This is a genomic window from Rheinheimera gaetbuli (assembly GCF_054781935.1).
Genome location: NZ_BAAGTL010000008.1, coordinates 50,323 through 67,802 on the forward strand (window position 1 = coordinate 50,323; position 17,480 = coordinate 67,802).

At 52.2% G+C, this 17,480-nt stretch carries 7 protein-coding genes; 3 read left to right on the plus strand and 4 right to left on the minus strand.

Features of this window, described 5'->3' with window-relative positions; translation table 11 throughout:
• Positions 1 to 34: 34 nt before the first annotated feature.
• From ACYVIC_RS07230 to ACYVIC_RS07240, 3 genes are all read right to left on the minus strand, one after another.
• On the minus strand, positions 35 to 4,219 hold the full coding sequence (locus tag ACYVIC_RS07230; protein ID WP_460858608.1) for an alpha-1,6-glucosidase domain-containing protein: 4,185 nt from the start codon (positions 4,217 to 4,219) through the stop codon (positions 35 to 37).
• A 124-nt stretch (positions 4,220 to 4,343) separates the two neighbouring features.
• Positions 4,344 to 6,134: a GDSL-type esterase/lipase family protein gene (locus tag ACYVIC_RS07235; RefSeq protein ID WP_460858610.1), complete on the minus strand. Its 1,791-nt coding sequence runs from the start codon at positions 6,132 to 6,134 to the stop codon at positions 4,344 to 4,346.
• A gap of 87 nt (positions 6,135 to 6,221) precedes the next feature.
• Complete coding sequence (locus ACYVIC_RS07240) at positions 6,222 to 8,792, minus strand: hypothetical protein (RefSeq protein WP_460858612.1); 2,571 nt, start codon at positions 8,790 to 8,792, stop codon at positions 6,222 to 6,224.
• A gap of 447 nt (positions 8,793 to 9,239) precedes the next feature.
• On the opposite strand from ACYVIC_RS07240, the gene ACYVIC_RS07245 reads away from it, so the two are divergent.
• Together ACYVIC_RS07245 and ACYVIC_RS07250 are read left to right on the plus strand one after the other, a co-directional pair.
• The gene (locus tag ACYVIC_RS07245; protein ID WP_460858613.1) at positions 9,240 to 12,260 is read left to right on the plus strand and encodes a TonB-dependent receptor; all 3,021 of its coding nucleotides are present in this window, start codon (positions 9,240 to 9,242) and stop codon (positions 12,258 to 12,260) included.
• Positions 12,261 to 12,319: 59 nt separating this feature from the next.
• Positions 12,320 to 13,828, plus strand: coding sequence for a tryptophan halogenase family protein (locus ACYVIC_RS07250; protein WP_460858615.1), 1,509 nt, complete (start codon positions 12,320 to 12,322; stop codon positions 13,826 to 13,828).
• Here the strand turns inward: ACYVIC_RS07250 and ACYVIC_RS07255 are convergent.
• Positions 13,825 to 15,543, minus strand: coding sequence for an SGNH/GDSL hydrolase family protein (locus ACYVIC_RS07255; RefSeq protein WP_460858617.1), 1,719 nt, complete (start codon positions 15,541 to 15,543; stop codon positions 13,825 to 13,827). The two genes, ACYVIC_RS07250 and ACYVIC_RS07255, sit on opposite strands and share 4 nt — an antisense overlap.
• A gap of 100 nt (positions 15,544 to 15,643) precedes the next feature.
• On the opposite strand from ACYVIC_RS07255, the gene ACYVIC_RS07260 reads away from it, so the two are divergent.
• Positions 15,644 to 17,476, plus strand: a complete 1,833-nt coding sequence (locus tag ACYVIC_RS07260) for a carbamoyltransferase family protein (RefSeq protein ID WP_460858619.1) — start codon at positions 15,644 to 15,646, stop codon at positions 17,474 to 17,476.
• Positions 17,477 to 17,480 lie beyond the last annotated feature (4 nt).

A 17,480-nucleotide genomic window follows, 5' to 3' on the forward strand; every position in this document is an offset into this window, starting at 1 on the left:
AGCCCTGCTCGGTTAAACAAGGCTGCAAGGGCTGTCAGGGCTGCGAGCACTGGTCAATTTGCAAACTGCCAACTGCATTACCCTGTGCCGGGTTAGCGCTGTCGAGTTGCAGAGTAAAGCTATAACTGCCGGCACTTAACGCAGAGCGGTTGTTACTGGTGCCGGCGTCTTTATACGCCACCGGATAACTCACCCCGGGCATCAGGCTACTGGTGTCAATATTGCCGTTGTCATCCTGTACCCATAGTTGTGTGGTCCAACTGCCATCATCTGACGCCAGTTTAAATTCAAACTCACCATCAAAATCCGCGACTACCTGGTATTTGTTGTTACCTTTGTAGCGCAGGCGATAGTCGGGCATGGCGTTCCAACCCGAATGGCTGCCGCGCACATACAGCTGGCCAGAACCAGCAATGTTGAAGGGAGCGGCGTCGCCCGAGTCCGGCACGGCACAGTCAACCAGCGTATTATTCAGCGTCAGGCTTAATTGCGGTGTTGCCTGGGTCACATCCAGCGACAGCTGGTAGTTACCGGCGGTGCTAAGTTGCACCGTAAACAAGTTGCCAGCGTTACCCAGCGCAATTGAGCCGGCAGCAATGTTCAGTTCTGCCACACCCAGGGTAAGGCTGTCTTTGTCACTGATATCAAACTGATAATTGCCTGCTTGCAGCGTCAGCGACAGGCTGTAGCGGCCCATATTGTCGTACTGCATAGCGCTGTTGTCGGCAGCAAAACCGCGGCTGTATAACACTGCATCACCATAAGGCGAGCTAAACCGGTCCGGATCGGCCGATAACCCAGTACCCTGAGCGCCTTGCTGTGGCTTAACAAATACTGCGGCGGTATAGGCCGGTACGCTGAACTGATTGTTAGCAACAGTGGCCTGACGAATGCGGCTGTCAGCCGACTGTTGTTGCACAGCGTGCAGTTCAAAACCGTTGGCGGCGGTAATGCTATGGTTAATATCGTTAGCTGTACCATTGATTATTATCAGCATGGCATCTACTGCCGGGTCCAGATCGGCCAGGCCAATACCGTCATCCAGGCTCATTACAATAACGCCCGCTGTTTGCGCCGGGCCGGTATTGTAAAAGCCTAACCGTGCAATAACCTCATCGGCTGTGCGTAAGCGCAATAACGGGCTATCGCGGCGGATCTGCAGGTATTCGGCAAATACATCACGGGCGGTGGCAATGATATTGCTGTCTACCGCGATGTTGCTATTGGCGCTTAACGCTGCAATCCGGGTTTGATCCGGGTTATCTTGCGGCAGCGGCAGGCCAATATTCCAGTTGTTACTGCTGCCATCGTACAGCACCCGGTTGAACCAGTCGCCCGAGTCGTAGCTGTTGCGATCCAGTGATTTTGACCGCAGCAAATCAACACCCAACTGAAAAAACGGTATGCCCTGGCTTAGTAATGGTATGGCCGCTGTCAGATTGTGTACCCGACGGCGGTCGTGGGTAGGCATGTTGTCAGGCAGCGCATACTGCAGTTTGTCCCACAGGGTTTCGTTATCGTGTTTATCGACATAGTTAATAATGTCTGCCGGGTCGCCAGCGTATGCCGACTGGGAAAAGCGGAAACCTTCACGGCGCTGGCCGTCTTTGTCTTGCAGCACGTAGTTGCGCAGCGTACCGGCTAAACCCAAACGGATATGGTCGGCATTTTGCAGGTTGACGTTGGTTTGCGATAAGGCGGCATCACGCAGGGTGTCGCGTGGCCGGTCGTTAAAGGTGCCAATTTCACTGCCCACCAGATTGGCTTGAGTTGCCTGTTGAAACAAGCGGTTGTTTGCTACTTCGCCAAAGTTCCAACCTTCACCATAAAAGTAGGTGTCAGGATCAACCTGAGCTACTGCCGCACGGGCATCCAGCAGCAGTTGTGCCGGTAAATGGCCCATAATATCAAAGCGGAAGCCATCCAGGCCGTAGGCGTCGGCCCAGTGCACCAGCGATTCAACAATAAACTTCGCCATCATGTTATGTTCGGTGGCGGTGTTTTCACAGCAGGTTGAGCGTTCCATCTCGCCACTGACTTCGTTGTAGCGGTGGTAGTAGCCTGGCACCAGTTTGTCGAACACCGAATTGTCGAATAAACCAGCTGACGACGTATGGTTGTACACGACATCCAGTACAACGCGCAGGCCAATAGACTGCAGCGTCTGTACCATCTGGCGAAACTCGACAATACGGGCGACACTGTCCGGATCACTGGCGTAGCTCCCTTCAACCACGTTGAAATGGTGCGGATCATAACCCCAGTTAAAGCCATCTATACCGCGTAGCGCCTGGGTTAAGTCGGCTGCTGCGGTGCTGGCGGGGTCAAAGCCGTTAAAGGCGTCAAGCAGGGTGCTGCCGCCACTAACGCTGCTGCAAACGGCCGCAGCCGGCACGCGCTGGCACAGCTGGCCAACGGTACTTTGCAGGTTTATTTGTTCTGCGCTGCGCTCGTCAATAGTGGCAATATCGTTGGCGGGCAACATTTGAAAATGCGTAACGCCAGCATCGGCTACACGCTGCAAGTATTGGCGCGCAGCAGAGCCATCTTCTGTTACCGCCAGGTATTTACCCCGGTTGGCGGCGCTGGTGCTGCTATCCAAAATAGTCAGATCGCGCAGGTGTGCTTCGAGAATTACAGCATCTTCCGCTGCAGCAATCTCAGGAACGAGCCGGCCATGCCAGCCAGCGGGAAATAAGCCGGCATCATTCAGATTTACAAATTGCGAATAGCGGCCATTGGCTGAGGTATTAACAGAGTAGGGATCGGTAGCGGTCATCACCTCTACGCGTTTAGTTAATGGATGATAGGCGGTAACGTCAAATTGATAGTACTTGCGATCAGCACTAAGTGGCGCAGCATAGTGCCAAATGCCGTGGCTAGCTTGCTGCATCGGGTAACTGGCAAAGGCACTCTTATCGGCATTAAACACCTTTAGCTGCAACTGTTGCGCTGTTGGTGCCCACACTGCTACGTTGATTGCGTCAGCGCTGTAGCTTAAGCCCAGGGTTTGTTCATCGGCGTCATTGGCGCCGCTGGTAAAGATACTGTCCAGGGCTTTGGCATTTTGCACGTAGCTGGCACTGAGCGGCTGTTGCTCCGCGTCAAACGCGGCAATCACCAGCTGTGAGGTTAGTAGCTGTGCTAGCTGGCTGGCGCTGGCATTTAGCGAGTAGGCTTGCCAATTGGCTAAATGCGGCACGCGGTCACGCTGGTTTTGCGTCAGGCTGGTGGGGCTAAGTGGCAAGGTTAAATCGGCAGTAAAGCTATCATCCAGTTGGGCGTCGCTTGACGCCAGCAGCCGGACATCAGCGTAGTCCTGGTTCCACAACAGGGTTTGTGCGTCCAGCCAATGGCCGGCAGCATCACTGATGCTAAAGCCGGGTTCAAACACCACATCGTCGGGGTCAGTAAAAATGCCAACGCCTGAAACCACAAAGGCCCAACGTGCGGTGCTAAACGTCAGCTGCTGATCATTATCGTCCGGATCTTTGTTATCGCCACTGTGCACAATAAAGTTGGCGCAGCTGGCGCCGGCTTTAGTGTCAAATAGCCAGTAAGCGCCGTAGTTGTCATCGACGCCGTCGGCGGTTAAGCCGGTATTCCAGTCGGTACCCTCGTCATCGGCCAGATCAGCGTAGGCATTGCAGGTCGTATTGTTCCAGGCATGTAATATCCAGCCATCGTAGTTGCCATCCTGACGGTAGTAGTAAATCACCGCCTGGCTGGCAGTCGGCACCACCGAGGGGCCTGAGCCGGACACCGCATCGGCAATATAGACCTGCAGATGTAAGCTACTGGCGGCGCCTTTGCTGTCGGTCGCACGCAGTGTGATGCTGTAATTGCTGCCGGCGGCAGCCAGTAAATTGTTGCTGTTGGTGACACTGATCGCGCCGCTCTGACTGTTAATACTAAAGATAGCTTTACTGTCGGTAAGCTGCCAGCTAATGCTGTCGCCCTGGGCGTCGGTTGCCGTCGCGTTGTAGACTACAGCATCATTGCTTTGTTCGGCACTAAGGTTAAGACTGGCCGCTGAGGTAATTTGCGGTGCCGTATTGCTGGCGACACAGCGTTGCTGTTGATTGTCATAAGCCTGGCCTGCCGGGCAGTCAGGTGTGGTCGGCGTTGAGTCTGAACTACCACCACAGCCGCTGAGCAAAGCGCCAAGCAACAGCAGCGCAGCGCGCCAGGCGGGCTGCGTAAAAGAGAGTGCGAACATGTTTCTACCCTGTCGTTTTGTTTGTTATTTATGGCTGGCTTTAGCCAGTTCTGCTGCTGACTATAGAACCAGAAGGGCCACTGGTGTTGATGAATACGTATGTAGCCGGTGAGTTTTTGTACAGCTAGCCGGCGTCAGCAAGCACCTGGCGCACTTTGTCGATAAAACCCTGAGTCCGCTTATCCTGCGGCGCCAGCTGTTGCGCTTGCTGCAGCAACTGTAGGCTGGCAGCATAGTTTTTTTGCAAAAAACGCAGATGTGCCAGGTTTAACAGATAACGCTGATTGTCAGGCTGTTGCTGCCAGGCCCGGTGCAGATAGTAGCTGGCCAGTGACAGTTCATGGTGTTGCAGATAGGCCAGGCCGGCTTCGTGCCACAGCTCGGTCTCATGTGGCAGTGCATCGGCCAGCATTGCCAGCGCTTTGCTGGTGGCTGGCAAATCCTGTTGTTGGCGGTAATAACGTACCAGTTCATATTGCAGCGGCAGCCAGGGCGCGCCATTTAAACGCTGCTGCAGCAATTGATCCAGTCTGGCATCTGACAGGGCTGGCAGTGGTGGAAGGTTAGTCTGGTTAAACGGGTATTGCCGCAGCAAATTATCAATTTTATGCCCGGCGTAACGGATATCCAGTTCAGTTAGCGGCGCATCTTCAGCGCGGACCGGAACTTTAGCAGCGGTTCCGGCTTGCTGTAACAACGGGCTTTGCCGCAATGCCTGATAAAATCCGGCCGCCATAAGCTTATAGCCCGCCACGTTAGGATGTACATGTTCTAACAGTAAATTATTGCCAATCAGGCCATCTTTGCTATGACGGCGAAACAGCGCTTCGATGTCGACCAGGGTCGCCTGATGCTTAGCGGCTAATTGCGCTAACACTTGGTTAAACTGTGTTGGCGCACGAAAACGCAGGCTGTCGTTATCACGTGCGTGTTGCAGCAGTTGGGTGGCTTCTTCAACCTTGCCTGCTGCCAGTGCCTGCTGGCCACGAACAAAATCAGCCGCAACAGGGTTAGCCAACAATTGCTCTGGTACCTTGTCAATGCCTTGTTGCAGTGCCGGCAACAACGAAGACCATTCGGCCAGAGCAACGGCAGAAAAAGGCACCAGGTCGCGCTCATTACTAACCAGATTACCCAGCAGAACGGGTATCCCTTGTTGCTGATAACCCTGCAGCAACAGCGCCATATTGGCCTGAAACTGTGTCAGCGTATCGCGGTATAGCGGGCTGTTAGTGGCAATATCAGCGCCCCGGGCGATTTCTGCCATCAGGCTGCGTCGCTGATCTGTAGCTGCCGGTTCGGCATTGCCTGCCAGCAGGTTGCGTAGCAGCTGAAATATGCGCAGCTGCTTTACTTTTAGCAATAGTAAGGTGCTGGTGCGGCCGCCGGCTGGGCTCAGCACTGAGCCTGCGCCCAGTACGCCGAGAAATTCATTGTGCCCAGCGTAAATGACTACCAGATCCGGTTTAAGCGCCAGTATATCGGGTTGAAAATCAAGCAGACTGTAGCTGTTTACAGCTGCCATAGCAGTGTTAATTACTTCGATATCCCGTTCCGGGAGCTGCTGTTTTAACTGCTGCGTCAGCATTGCCTGCAACGAGCCCCAACGGCCATAGGGAAAGCCTGCTGCGGTTGAACCACCCTGGATCACAATTCGCAGGCTGTGCGGTGCTTTTTCACGGCGGATCAGCTGGGTGTCCATACTGAGGCCTGGCGCCTGTGCCGGGGCAAAGTAGCGCTGCATTACAGCCGGGTTTGGCTCAAGGTAATCTGTAGACAACGGGCTGGGTACAAACAGCGGATAGCTGCTGCCATAGCCGGCAGCTCGTAGGCTCAGTTCTGCCAGCAGCAATATTAGCAACGGCAATAACAGCGCAATAAGGTAAAACAGGCGGCGTTTGACAGGCGATAGCATCAGGTGCTCCGGTGTATACAGCTGGGATAAAAAAGGCCAGACAATTTGCATAGTCTGGCCTTGGTCTCGTTATTGGTGTCAGCCAGCTTAGTTAGGGCCTGTTACCACCAGTTTTTTGTTCACCAGATCAAAGCTGAACCTGTACTCGCCAGCTGTCGCCGGGAATATCGCCAGATTACCGTTGCTGGCGGCCAGAGACACTTCCTGACCCAGTTCAACTGTCAGGGCATCATCAGTTGGCGCACCCAGATTGATGGTAGACCAGTCGGCTGTAGCCACTTTAAAGAACACGTTGTCCGCTGCCAGGTTAATGTTTGATACATAAACATGGCCAGCTTCATTAGGGTTGCCTGCGTCAGTAGCATTAAATGCCATTTGATCTACTTCACCCCAGCCGTTCATACCGCCACGGATGTAAATTGGCAGTTCAGACACCTTCAGTACTGGTTTAGCTGTGTTGAAGTCCAGCTTAAACAGGTATGAGCTGGATTTGTCTACTTTGATAGCGATATTGCCACCGACCTCGGTTAAGGCTATCGCATCAGCATCTGCAGACATATCAAAGGCGCTGTAACCCATATCAACGGTTGACCAGTCTTCACTGGCAAACTTGAACTGATAAGCATTTTCTGAGGCTTCCAGACCATAGATCACCGAGTAGCTGCGGCTGGCATCGTCAAACACAATTTCATCTGATGCTGGCGCGCCCCAACCATTTAATGAACCACGGATAAACACCGCGGTGTTACCCAGCGGCTTGCCTGGTTTCACTTCTAAAGTTGGCATATCAGGGGCTGACAGGTCGAGAATAAAGTCGTATTCGTTTTGCTGGCCAACTGTAAAGTTAAGCGCAGAGCCCGCTGCCACCAGCGCATAAGGCTGATTTAACAGCAGGTTTGCATCGGCACCGGCGCCAACAGCAAAACCTGCATCGATATCAGCAATACTGATACTGTAGGTATCCGGCGCTAAGCTCATGCGGGCGCTATATTTACCTGCGCCGCTGTATTCCAGTTCTACCGGCTCACCGTCGATACTCATTACCGGAAACACCGCCAGTGGTACTTCGTTGATTTTCAGCGTGACAGCCGCCGGATTAGTGGCATTTAACACATACTGGTAGATGGTGTTTTCTTTCATGCCAACAAACATATCCTGGCCAACACCATTACCGGCTGTCAGGGCTACTTCGCTGCCCACTGCCGGAGTGTCGCCGCCTTTTATTGCGCCAAAAGAAGACGCTTCAGACCAGTCAGCATCGGCCACTTTAAAGCCATAATTTACCGTGCCGTCTTCTGCCGGTGTGGCACTTTCCGGATGAGTACCGTAATTAAAGTTCAGCCGGAATTTGCTGTTGGCATACGCCATTTGGTTGGCGGTGCCCCAATCATTGAATCCGCCACGCAAATACAAGGTGGTCGCTGCCGGGTCAAACTCAATAATACATTTTGACGCAATTTCTTCCTGGCCTTCACCTACGGCAATAGTACCTGTCGGGCACTGAGCGGCTAACGCCTGACCGACACAGATTTCACCGGTTTCATCCAGCTCTAAGCCCCAGCCACAGGCTTTACTGCCGCCCGCTGCTGCGCCCAGCAATGGGTGCGGGTTGGCATATAGTCTGCCGTCGTAGTTATTGGCCGTAATACCATCTTGCAGGTATGACATTTTATCCAGGTTAGCCAAATGGCCTGCATTGGCCAGCGGTATACGTAAATCGGCTTCCGATATACGCTTAGCACCGCTGACTCTGTTGTAAACAATCATATTGCCGCATTGACCCGGCGCATCCAGTAAATCCAACGTCCAGTACATACCATAGTGCGGATCAATACCTGCAGCAGGTTTGCCGACGCCCCAGCTAGTGGTGCTTTCGTCCTGGTAAGATGTGCAGTCTGGATCATTCCAGGCATGGATGGTCAGATCTTTATACACCTCGGTGTTGTCGCCGTTGTCTACATGTTGTGCACTGCGATAGAAAATAGCGGCTTTACCCGCCGGTGCCATATAGCCAACCGCAGGCTGCTCTTCAGCCAGCGGGTTATCCAGTGGTGCAATACAGGTAAAAGTGCCGCTTTCATCCGGCACCAGGTAATTCGGGCAGGCTGCCGGTGGCGTATAACAAATTTCCTGACTATTGTTGGCGGCAGTTAAGCTAAGCTCGTTGCCGCGGCTGGCTTTGTTTAACCGCTCAGAGGCGCCTAAATAATCTGTTAAAGGTACTGAGGCAAACCAGCTGTCAAACCAGGCATCAAAGCCGTCACCAAAAATGTCTTGTTGGCCTTGAGAAATCTTAAAGGCACGCGCTTCTTGTTTTGCAGTGGCCTGACGTGCGGTTTCTGACTGTGTTAAACCCAGCACCTCAAACAGATTTATACCTGCATAGTCATAGCTATACACATTAAAGGCGGCTTCATCAAAGGCTGCGCCATCACGGGCCATAGCAGCGGCTTTCAGCGCTGCCTGTTCAGCCGCGGATAGCGGGTGATAATCGGCATCTACCGTTTGTACGATTTGTGGCGACGGACACCATAAGCCGGTTTTGGTGGTGTCATCATAAACGTTGGTTTTCTCTATGCTGTCGTCGCCGCCGCAGCCGTACAGCACCGCAGTCGTCGCCAAAGCCACCAGAGAAAGCGGCTTGTATTGTAAACTCATAGCAAATAACTCCTTAAAACTTTCTTTTTGTGGTTATTTTCAGGTGCTATTTTTAATAAATGTCCAGTCTGGCCTTGTCTTCCAAACTGATTTTGCTAGTCCTTTGTAACCCTGTTGCTTGTGTGTGTGTTTGGTGCCTGTATGGGTTTACAAAAAACGGTCCAACGCTGTTGATTGAAACATCAACGCTCTAAATCTAATCAACACTCCGTGCCTTGTATAGTAATTCAGAAAGTTATTATGCATGAATACGTATGCATCTGGTTGTCATACCCTGTGTCAGTGCATTAAGTTTAGTGAGTGTATGTGTTGCCTTGTAAAAATAGGGCTATTGTCAGTAGTGCTTAACTGACGTAGGCCGGTGTTAATAATAATAAATGTCGCGTTGTCCGGTGATCTGTAAAGGAAACTCTTCAAAAAATAACAATTATCGTTTGAGGAACACACATGAAAACGTTCAAACCTAGCGCGCTAACTGCAGCGTTACTGGTCGGGGGAATGCAGTTATCAGGTTTTTCATCTCTGGTAATGGCGCAAGAAGCTGCACAGGCTCCCGCGCAAGAGCAAGAAGCTGCAACAGCTGATATAGAAGTAATTCAAATAAAAGGTTTTCGCCGCAGCCTGATTGAATCGCTAAATGTTAAACGCTTTGCCGATACGGTGGTTGAAGTGGTATCGGCCGATGACATGGGTGCCTTACCCGATGTATCCATTGCCGACTCCATTTCGCGTTTGCCTGGCGTTACCGCTGTGCGCACAGGTGGCCAGTCCAGCGAGCTGAATATCCGTGGTTTGTCCGGTAATTTTGTGTTTGCTACGTTAAACGGCCGTGAGCAGGTATCGAATCAGGGCGGCCGCTCGGTGCAGTTTGACCAGTATCCGTCTGAGCTGATTAACTCAGTACAAGTTTACAAATCGCAAAAAGCCAGTTTGATTGAAGGTGGCGTGGCCGGTACTGTAGAGCTGAAAACCGCCAACCCGTTAATGAATGAGAAAGACCACACCTTTAATGCCCAGGTTCGTGGCAGTTATAACGACACCGCTTCAGAGCATCCGGAAGCCGACGAGTTCGGTTCGCGTTTGAGTTTCTCCTATCAAGGCAAATTTCTGGATAACACCTTGGGCCTGGGTTTAGGCTATGCCCGGCTGGATCAGCCTAATATCTCTACCCAGTTTGTTAACTCGCAACCGCGTTGTGGCCTGTTACCCTATGACGGCCCGGCAGTGACGTCTGACGCCGATTGTGATGGTAACGCGGTTGCAGGCGGTGCAAAACGCTACATAGTACCCACCAGCTTTAACCTGAACGCCCGTGGCGGTAAAGAATTGCGCGATGGCTACGTGGGTACTTTTACTTTTGCACCAACGCAAACTCTGACCTGGTCGGGCGATGCGTTTTACTCTAAGTTTGATTCTGAGCGAAAAGATCGCGGTATTTTCTTTGATGGTTTAGGTGCGGTGATAGACGGTGCGCTGTTTGGTTTTACCAACCCGGTACTGTCAGGCAGCAATAATGATGTGATTGTCGGCGGTGTTTATCATGGTAACCCAACGGGCAACGCTATTCAGGCGCCGCTGCCCGGCGGTCGCATTCCGATGGGGTTCCAGCTGACATCAGACGACCGTACGGTTAACAGTGAGGTGCTGTCTATCGGTACTAACCTTGAGCTGTTGTTTGATGATCTGACGGTATCGTTTGATGTATCACACTCTGAAGGTAAGTCTGTTTATCTGGACAGCGTGCTGCGCATGGCACTGTTTGACGATGCCACGGCGGCATTCCCACTAGCAACCAATGATTATTCGGTAAAGTACGAGCTAAACGGACTTAACCTTCCGACGATTGATATTGATGCAGCAAGCCGGGCCGGCTTGTCTGATCCGAACCGGATGATGGTTACCGCACTGGAAAAGTATCCGAACCGGGAGAAAAACGAGGCAACCTCAGTTAAGCTCGACTTTAACTACGCCATTGATGGCGACTACATCACTTCGGTAGAAGCGGGTGTGCGCTGGGCTGAACGTACCCACGATTTTGACCGTAAAATGTATCGTTACGGCAGCGATGGCGACTTTCTCGATCGTCGTAATGGTAAGTGGGTATCAAGCTGGGATTTAACCGACCCGGACAATCCGGTAATACGGCAGTCTTTCAGGCCTTACCAGCTGCAGAGCGGCGATTACAGCGTGATGAACATCGGCGGTAAGATGGCGCACTATGGCGACTTCCTGGCGGTGAACAACCAGCAGATTGAAAATGCCTGGTTACTGGCTAATGGTGTTAATACCTCGGCCGGCAAAAGCTGGGATAATGCCTGGACCTTCCTTGAATCCAATGTGGTAACCGAAACCACCTTTGGTGGTTATTTGCAGGCCAATATTGATGTTGCACTGGGTGATATGCACTTGTACGGTAATATTGGTGCAAGGGTTATCCGCTCTGAACAGCGCAGTACAGGTTTGCAGGCGTCGCCGCAACCAGGAACTGGCGACTGTATCACTGATGCTTTTGGTGTGGAAAACTGCAACTATGATGCGGTAGAGCAGGGTATTGAATACACGGACTTTTTACCATCATTTAATCTTAATTTAAAAATGACTGACGAAGACCAACTGCGCTTCTCAGCTGCCCGTGTTATGGCGCGGCCAGAAATGCCGAACATGCGGGTTGGTGGCTCCTGGAGTTTTCAGCGGGTTGAGAACGGCATTCGTTATGCTGATTTAAGTGCCAATACCAGCCCGGCATTAAAGCCGTTTTATGCCGTACAGTATGATCTGTCTTATGAGCATTACTTCAGTGAAACCGAGGGTGCCTTTATCGCTGCGGCGTTCTATAAAGACATCAAGTCTACGGTGCAGCAGTTCACTCAGCAAAACTTTAACTTCGCCGGTGCCGGTATAGATGTGCCAGCGGTTAACCCGGAAACCGGTGTGCCGGTAACACCAGGTAATTACAGCGCCAGCTTTAATAATGCTGAAGGCGGCTATATTCGCGGTGTTGAACTGGCTTACACCCAAACCTTTGGTTTCTTGCCAGAGCCGTTTAATGGTTTAGGCTTTACCGGTAACGTTTCTTACACAGAAAGTGAACTGAAAAACGAGTTTTCTGCCGTTCAAGGTGGGGCGCCACAGTCATCTCCGCTGCCTGGTTTGTCCAAGGTAGTGTGGTCGGCGGCCGTGTTCTACGACTATAACGATGTATTTTCAACCCGTATCAACGTGCGTTACCGCGATGAAAATATCGGTGATCAAATCGCGCTTGGACAAACCCAGCAGGCTTATTTTCAGGAAGAGCTGATAGTTGACTATCAGGCCTCGTACCAGTTTAATGATGTCTATCAGGGTGTGTTCTCAGTCAGTAATATTACTGATGAACCCAATATTTCTTATTTTGGTGAGCAATATAATACTGGCACCATTCAATATTATGGCCGTCAGTTCTATGTTGGTGTAAACGCCAAGTTCTGATAGCGCTGCTAACTGAAAAAGCTGTCGCCAGGCGACAGCTTTTTTTTTGAGGTAACCAAATGAATGCTGATGCAATTAAGCAGATTGTCATTGCCGGTGGTGGCTCGGCGGGCTGGATGACGGCAGCCATGCTGGCAGCCCAATTACAGGGTAATGTTAACATCACCCTGGTGGAGTCTGACGATATCGGCACTATTGGCGTTGGCGAGGCGACAATACCGCCAATTAAACGCTTTAATGCCATGCTGGGTATCGATGAAAACGATTTTCTCTCCCGCTGCAACGGCAGTATTAAACTCGGTATTCAGTTTGAAAACTGGGGTGGCGTAGGCGAGCGTTATTTTCACCAGTTTGGCCGTTTTGGTGCCGATTTTGACTATATTCCGTTTCCGTATTTTTATCTTAAAGCCCGTCTGCAGGGCTTAAACACGCCAATAGAGCAGTTTTCTGCTGCCTGGCAGCTGGCCAGCCGCAATAAGTTTGTGCCGCCGAATAACGACCCACGTTCGCTGTTTTCCGGTTACGACTATGCCTACCATTTTGACGCCGGCCGCTATGCCCGTTTTTTACGTGACTATGCCACAGAGCGCGGTGTGGTAAGAACCGAGGGCAAGATTGCCAGTGTACAGCAGCATGCGCATAACGGTTTTATTGCTGAGCTGGTGCTGGATGATGGCCGGGTTATTAATGGTGATTTCTTTATCGACTGCACCGGGCTGCGCAGTGTGTTGCTGGGGCAGACACTGGGCGTCGGCTTTGTTGACTGGGGCGATTATCTGCTAAATGACCGTGCTGTTGCCATGCAAACCTCGGCGGATCCGACGTTGCGGCCTTATACCCGCTCTATTGCGCACCATGCCGGCTGGCAGTGGCGCATACCGCTGCAAACCCGCACCGGTAATGGCAACGTCTACAGCAGCCGTTATATGTCGGATGATGAGGCGACAGCACTGTTACAAAATAGTGTCGAAGGTAAGCTGCTGACCGAGCCGCGGTTAATCCGCTTTAATACCGGCCATCGTCAGCAATTCTGGCAAAAAAACTGCGTGGCTATTGGTTTGTCAGCTGGCTTTCTTGAGCCGCTGGAGTCTACCAGTTTGCACCTTATCCAGCGCGGTATTATGCGTTTGGTGAGTCTATTCCCGGGCAGCAGTTGTGCCCAGGAAGATATTGATGAATATAACGCCACGACCCAGCTGGAATACGAGCAAATCCGCGATTTTATTGTGTTGCATTACCATGCTACAGCAAGGGACGACAGCCCGTACTGGCAGTGCTGTAAACAGATGGCGATTCCCGACAGCCTGCAGCAAAAGCTGGCGCTGTTTAAACGCCATGGTCATTTACGCATAGAAGATAAAGAATTGTTTAAACAAGATAGCTGGTTGGCAGTGTTGCTGGGACAGAATATTCTGCCTACGGCAGCCGCGCCGATTACGCAGCTGAAAACCGAGCTGGATATAGCGCGTACCTTGCAGGCCATGCTGCGGCATTTGGCCGATACCGCAACCACGCTAACCGGCCACGAGCAATACTTAATGCAGCACTGTCGCTTTAAACCTGATTAACGCTTAGCCGCATCCAGTTGCTGTAATAACACGGCTGCCTGCGGCGGTGGTGCGACAGTAAGCAGGCTGCGCTTAAGATAACTGCGGGCTTCACCGTAACGTTTAGCCTGCAATAATATTTGTGCTGCCTGTAAGTTGGCAGTACCGTCGTGTGGTAAGGCATCGGCGATAATTTTCTGGCTTTTTAGCAGCATATCGCCATCCTGCTGTTGCTGGTAATAGTGTGCGCTGTGCTGCAGCATGCTCAGCCAATCCAGTTCGCCATCGATATAACGCCGCCCCAGCTGTTGCTGGGCATTTTCTGCCGCCGGAAAATTAACCGGCTGCGGTGTACTCTGAAACGGATAATCGGCGGTAAGCTGGGCTATACGCAACTCACCGGCAAATTCTTCCGCCGGTATAATTGGCCGCTCCAGCCAGGCAAATTCTGCCGGTACCGGTTTAGGCCAGTGACCAAACTGACGCTGCTGATACAGCGCCTGATAAAAGCTGTCAGCCAGCACAAAATAGCCTTCAATGCTGGGGTGCAGATGCTCCAGCATCATTTTCTGACCAATAATGCCGTGCTCAGATTGCTGTGCTAAAGCCTGCTCGCTGTCAACCAGCACGGCATTATAGTCAGCGGCAAGGCGGCGGATAATATCGTTTATCGCCGACGGCGCCCGAAAGCGCAGTAAGTCCAGATCGCGCGCCAGGGTTAACTGCTGTTTGGCGGCATCGGCATGTTGCAGTTGCAAATAAAGCTGACCGAGCTGGTAGTGCCAGCTGGCACTGTCTGTCGTTGCTTCTGCCAGTTTGGTGAGTTGCTGTAAAGCGGCGCTAGCTGTAGGGTTTTGCTGCAATATGGCGGTTAATTGCTGTAATCTTGCCAGGTTGTCAGGCTCAGCAGGCAAGGAATTAAATGGGCTCTGATCGGCCAGATTACTGGCAATAGTGGCCAGATAAACCGGCACACCGGCTTGCTGATATTTTTGCAGTAGCAGACGCATATTCTGCTCAAATTGCTGCAGACCAGCGTTATAGCGTGCCGAGTTAACGGCAATGTCTTTATGCCGGGCAACGCTAGCCATCACGGTGCGGTGCTCGCTAGCCGCGCTTGGTTCTGCGCTAAACACTGCCTGATAACCGCGTTCCAGCAGGCGGTACAACTCGAGCTGACGTAGTTTTAACCACAATAAGGTTGCCGCCGGCGATTGTGATGTCAGATAACTGGAGCCGACACCCAGGATGCCAAGGTATTCATTATGGCCAGCGTAAATCAGCACTGCATCGGGCTTGATAGCCAGAATATCAGCAGATAAATCCAGCAGGGTATAGCTGTTCACGGCTGATAGTGCAGTGTTAACCACTTCAATATGTTTATCCGGCAAGGTACGTTTTAGCCGCTGCTCCAGCATGCCCGCCAGTGAAGCACCAACACCATAAGGGTAGCCGGCCGCGGTAGAGCCTCCTTGTACCACTAAACGTATGCTGTCGATGGGTTTATCGCGCAGCACAAAGCCCGGCTCCATTTTAACCGCTGGCCGCGCTGCCCCATCAGCAAAATAGCGTCGGGTAATATCCGGCTCGGTAACCCAGTACGCCGGCGCCGCCGGATGTGGAATAAACAGCGGCGTCTGAGCGCTGGCAAAACCGAGCCGTAGCAGCCATTCGGCGCTTATTAGCAGTAGTAACGGTAATAAGATGGCGATAGCGCGAAACAGCCAGATCTGCATACGTATTCCTTGGTGTAACATCAGTTTAGCGGCAATAAAAGCTATCCAATACTAGGGATTTTCGCTAACTTAAGCCATCACTACTTTAACCGTCACTGGCATGAAATACATCCTCGGACTCTCCTGTTATTACCACGACAGCGCTGCCTGCTTACTGGCCGATGGCGTGATTGTCGCTGCTGCTCAGCAGGAACGCTTTAGCCGGATAAAACATGATGCTGGTTTTCCCGCCGATGCCATTCGTTATTGTCTGGCCGAGGCGGGTATTTCACTGGCCGAAGTCAGTGCGGTGGTTTACTACGACAAGCCACTACTAAAGTTTGAACGCTTGCTGGAAACCTTTATGGCGCATGCGCCGCGCGGTTTTACCAGCTTTGTGCGCGCCATGCCTGTGTGGTTAAAAGAAAAGTTATTTTTAAAGACCGTATTGCGCCGCGAGCTGCGGGCACTAACCGACAGCGCCGATGTTAAGCTGCCACAATTGTTATTTAGTCAGCATCATCAGGCGCATGCCGCGTCAGCGTTTTATCCGTCTGGTTTTAACAAAGCCGTGGTGCTGTGTCTGGACGGTGTCGGTGAATGGGTCACCAGCTCGGTGTGGTTAGGCGAAGGCAATCAGCTGACGCCGTTGCAAGACATCCGTTTTCCGCATTCGCTGGGTTTATTGTATTCCGCTTTTACCCAGTACTGTGGCTTTAAAGTGAATTCCGGTGAGTACAAACTGATGGGGTTGGCGCCCTATGGCGAGCCGCGCTATGTCGAACTGATTTATCGCGAACTGATTGATGTTAAGCCCGACGGCAGCTTTAGTCTGAATATGCGGTACTTTGATTACCCGGTAGGTAGCCGGATGATCAACCGCCGCTTTGAAGCCTTATTTGGTGGCCCGGCATTGGCGTTTGATGCCACACCTGAGCAAAAACACCTGGATTTAGCCCGCTCGGTGCAGCAGGTGGTAGAAGAGGTGGTGCTTAAAATTGTGCGCCACGCCACGGCGTTAACCGGCTGTCGCAATCTGTGTCTGGCCGGCGGTGTGGCGCTCAATTGCGTGGCTAATGGCCGTATTTTGGCCGAAAACGCCTGTGATGCGCTGTGGGTGCAACCCGCAGCCGGTGACGCCGGTGGTGCCTTAGGGGCAGCGATGCTGGCCTGGCACCGGTTTTTTCAGCAGCCGCGTCACGCGGCACAGCCCGATGCCATGCAGGGCGCTATGCTGGGGCCGGCCTATACTAATCAGCACATTGAGCAGCAACTACAGCAACTGAATTTGCCCTATCAGCGCTTGGCCGCAGCTGAACGTAACGCTGATGTTGCCCGTTTGCTGGCCGACGGCGCCGTAGTGGGCTGTTTTCAGGGGAGGATGGAGTTTGGCCCGCGGGCGCTGGGTAACCGTTCAATTTTGGCTGATGCCCGCAGCGCCGATATGCAGCGGCAATTAAACCTGAAAATAAAACAGCGCGAGTCGTTCCGGCCTTTTGCGCCAGCGGTCATGGCCGAGCATGCCGGCAACTATTTTGACTTAGCGCATGCCAGCCCCTACATGTTGCTGGTGGCGCAGCTAACACAACAACAGCGGTTACCGGTTACGGCACAGTTACAGGGTTTAGCGCAGCGCGAACAGCTCAGGTCGACCCTGCCGGGTATCACCCATGTTGATTACAGCGCCCGCGTGCAAACAGTAGACCAGCAGCAACAACCGGCCTTTTATGCCCTGCTAAACGCGTTTTATCAGCTTACCGGCACAGCGGTACTTATAAACACCTCGTTTAATGTGCGCGGTGAGCCGCCGGTATGTACACCAGAGCAGGCGATAGCCGGATTTTTAGCCACCGATATGGACTACCTGCTGCTGGAAGACTGTTTATTAACCAAAACAGCCCAACCAGCTGATGCTATTGCCGCAGCGAAGCAACGTACTTTTACGCCTGACTGAGGTA

Bases quoted from the DNA above. Each gene is read 5' to 3' on its own strand.
- ACYVIC_RS07245 (WP_460858613.1), top strand. From the start codon at position 9,240: ATGAAAACGTTCAAACCTAGCGCGCTAACTGCAGCGTTACTGGTCGGG.
- ACYVIC_RS07260 (WP_460858619.1), top strand. From the start codon at position 15,644: ATGAAATACATCCTCGGACTCTCCTGTTATTACCACGACAGCGCTGCC.
- ACYVIC_RS07255 (WP_460858617.1), bottom strand. From the start codon at position 15,543: ATGCAGATCTGGCTGTTTCGCGCTATCGCCATCTTATTACCGTTACTA.
- ACYVIC_RS07235 (WP_460858610.1), bottom strand. From the start codon at position 6,134: ATGCTATCGCCTGTCAAACGCCGCCTGTTTTACCTTATTGCGCTGTTA.
- ACYVIC_RS07250 (WP_460858615.1), top strand. From the start codon at position 12,320: ATGAATGCTGATGCAATTAAGCAGATTGTCATTGCCGGTGGTGGCTCG.
- ACYVIC_RS07230 (WP_460858608.1), bottom strand. From the start codon at position 4,219: ATGTTCGCACTCTCTTTTACGCAGCCCGCCTGGCGCGCTGCGCTGCTG.
- ACYVIC_RS07240 (WP_460858612.1), bottom strand. From the start codon at position 8,792: ATGAGTTTACAATACAAGCCGCTTTCTCTGGTGGCTTTGGCGACGACT.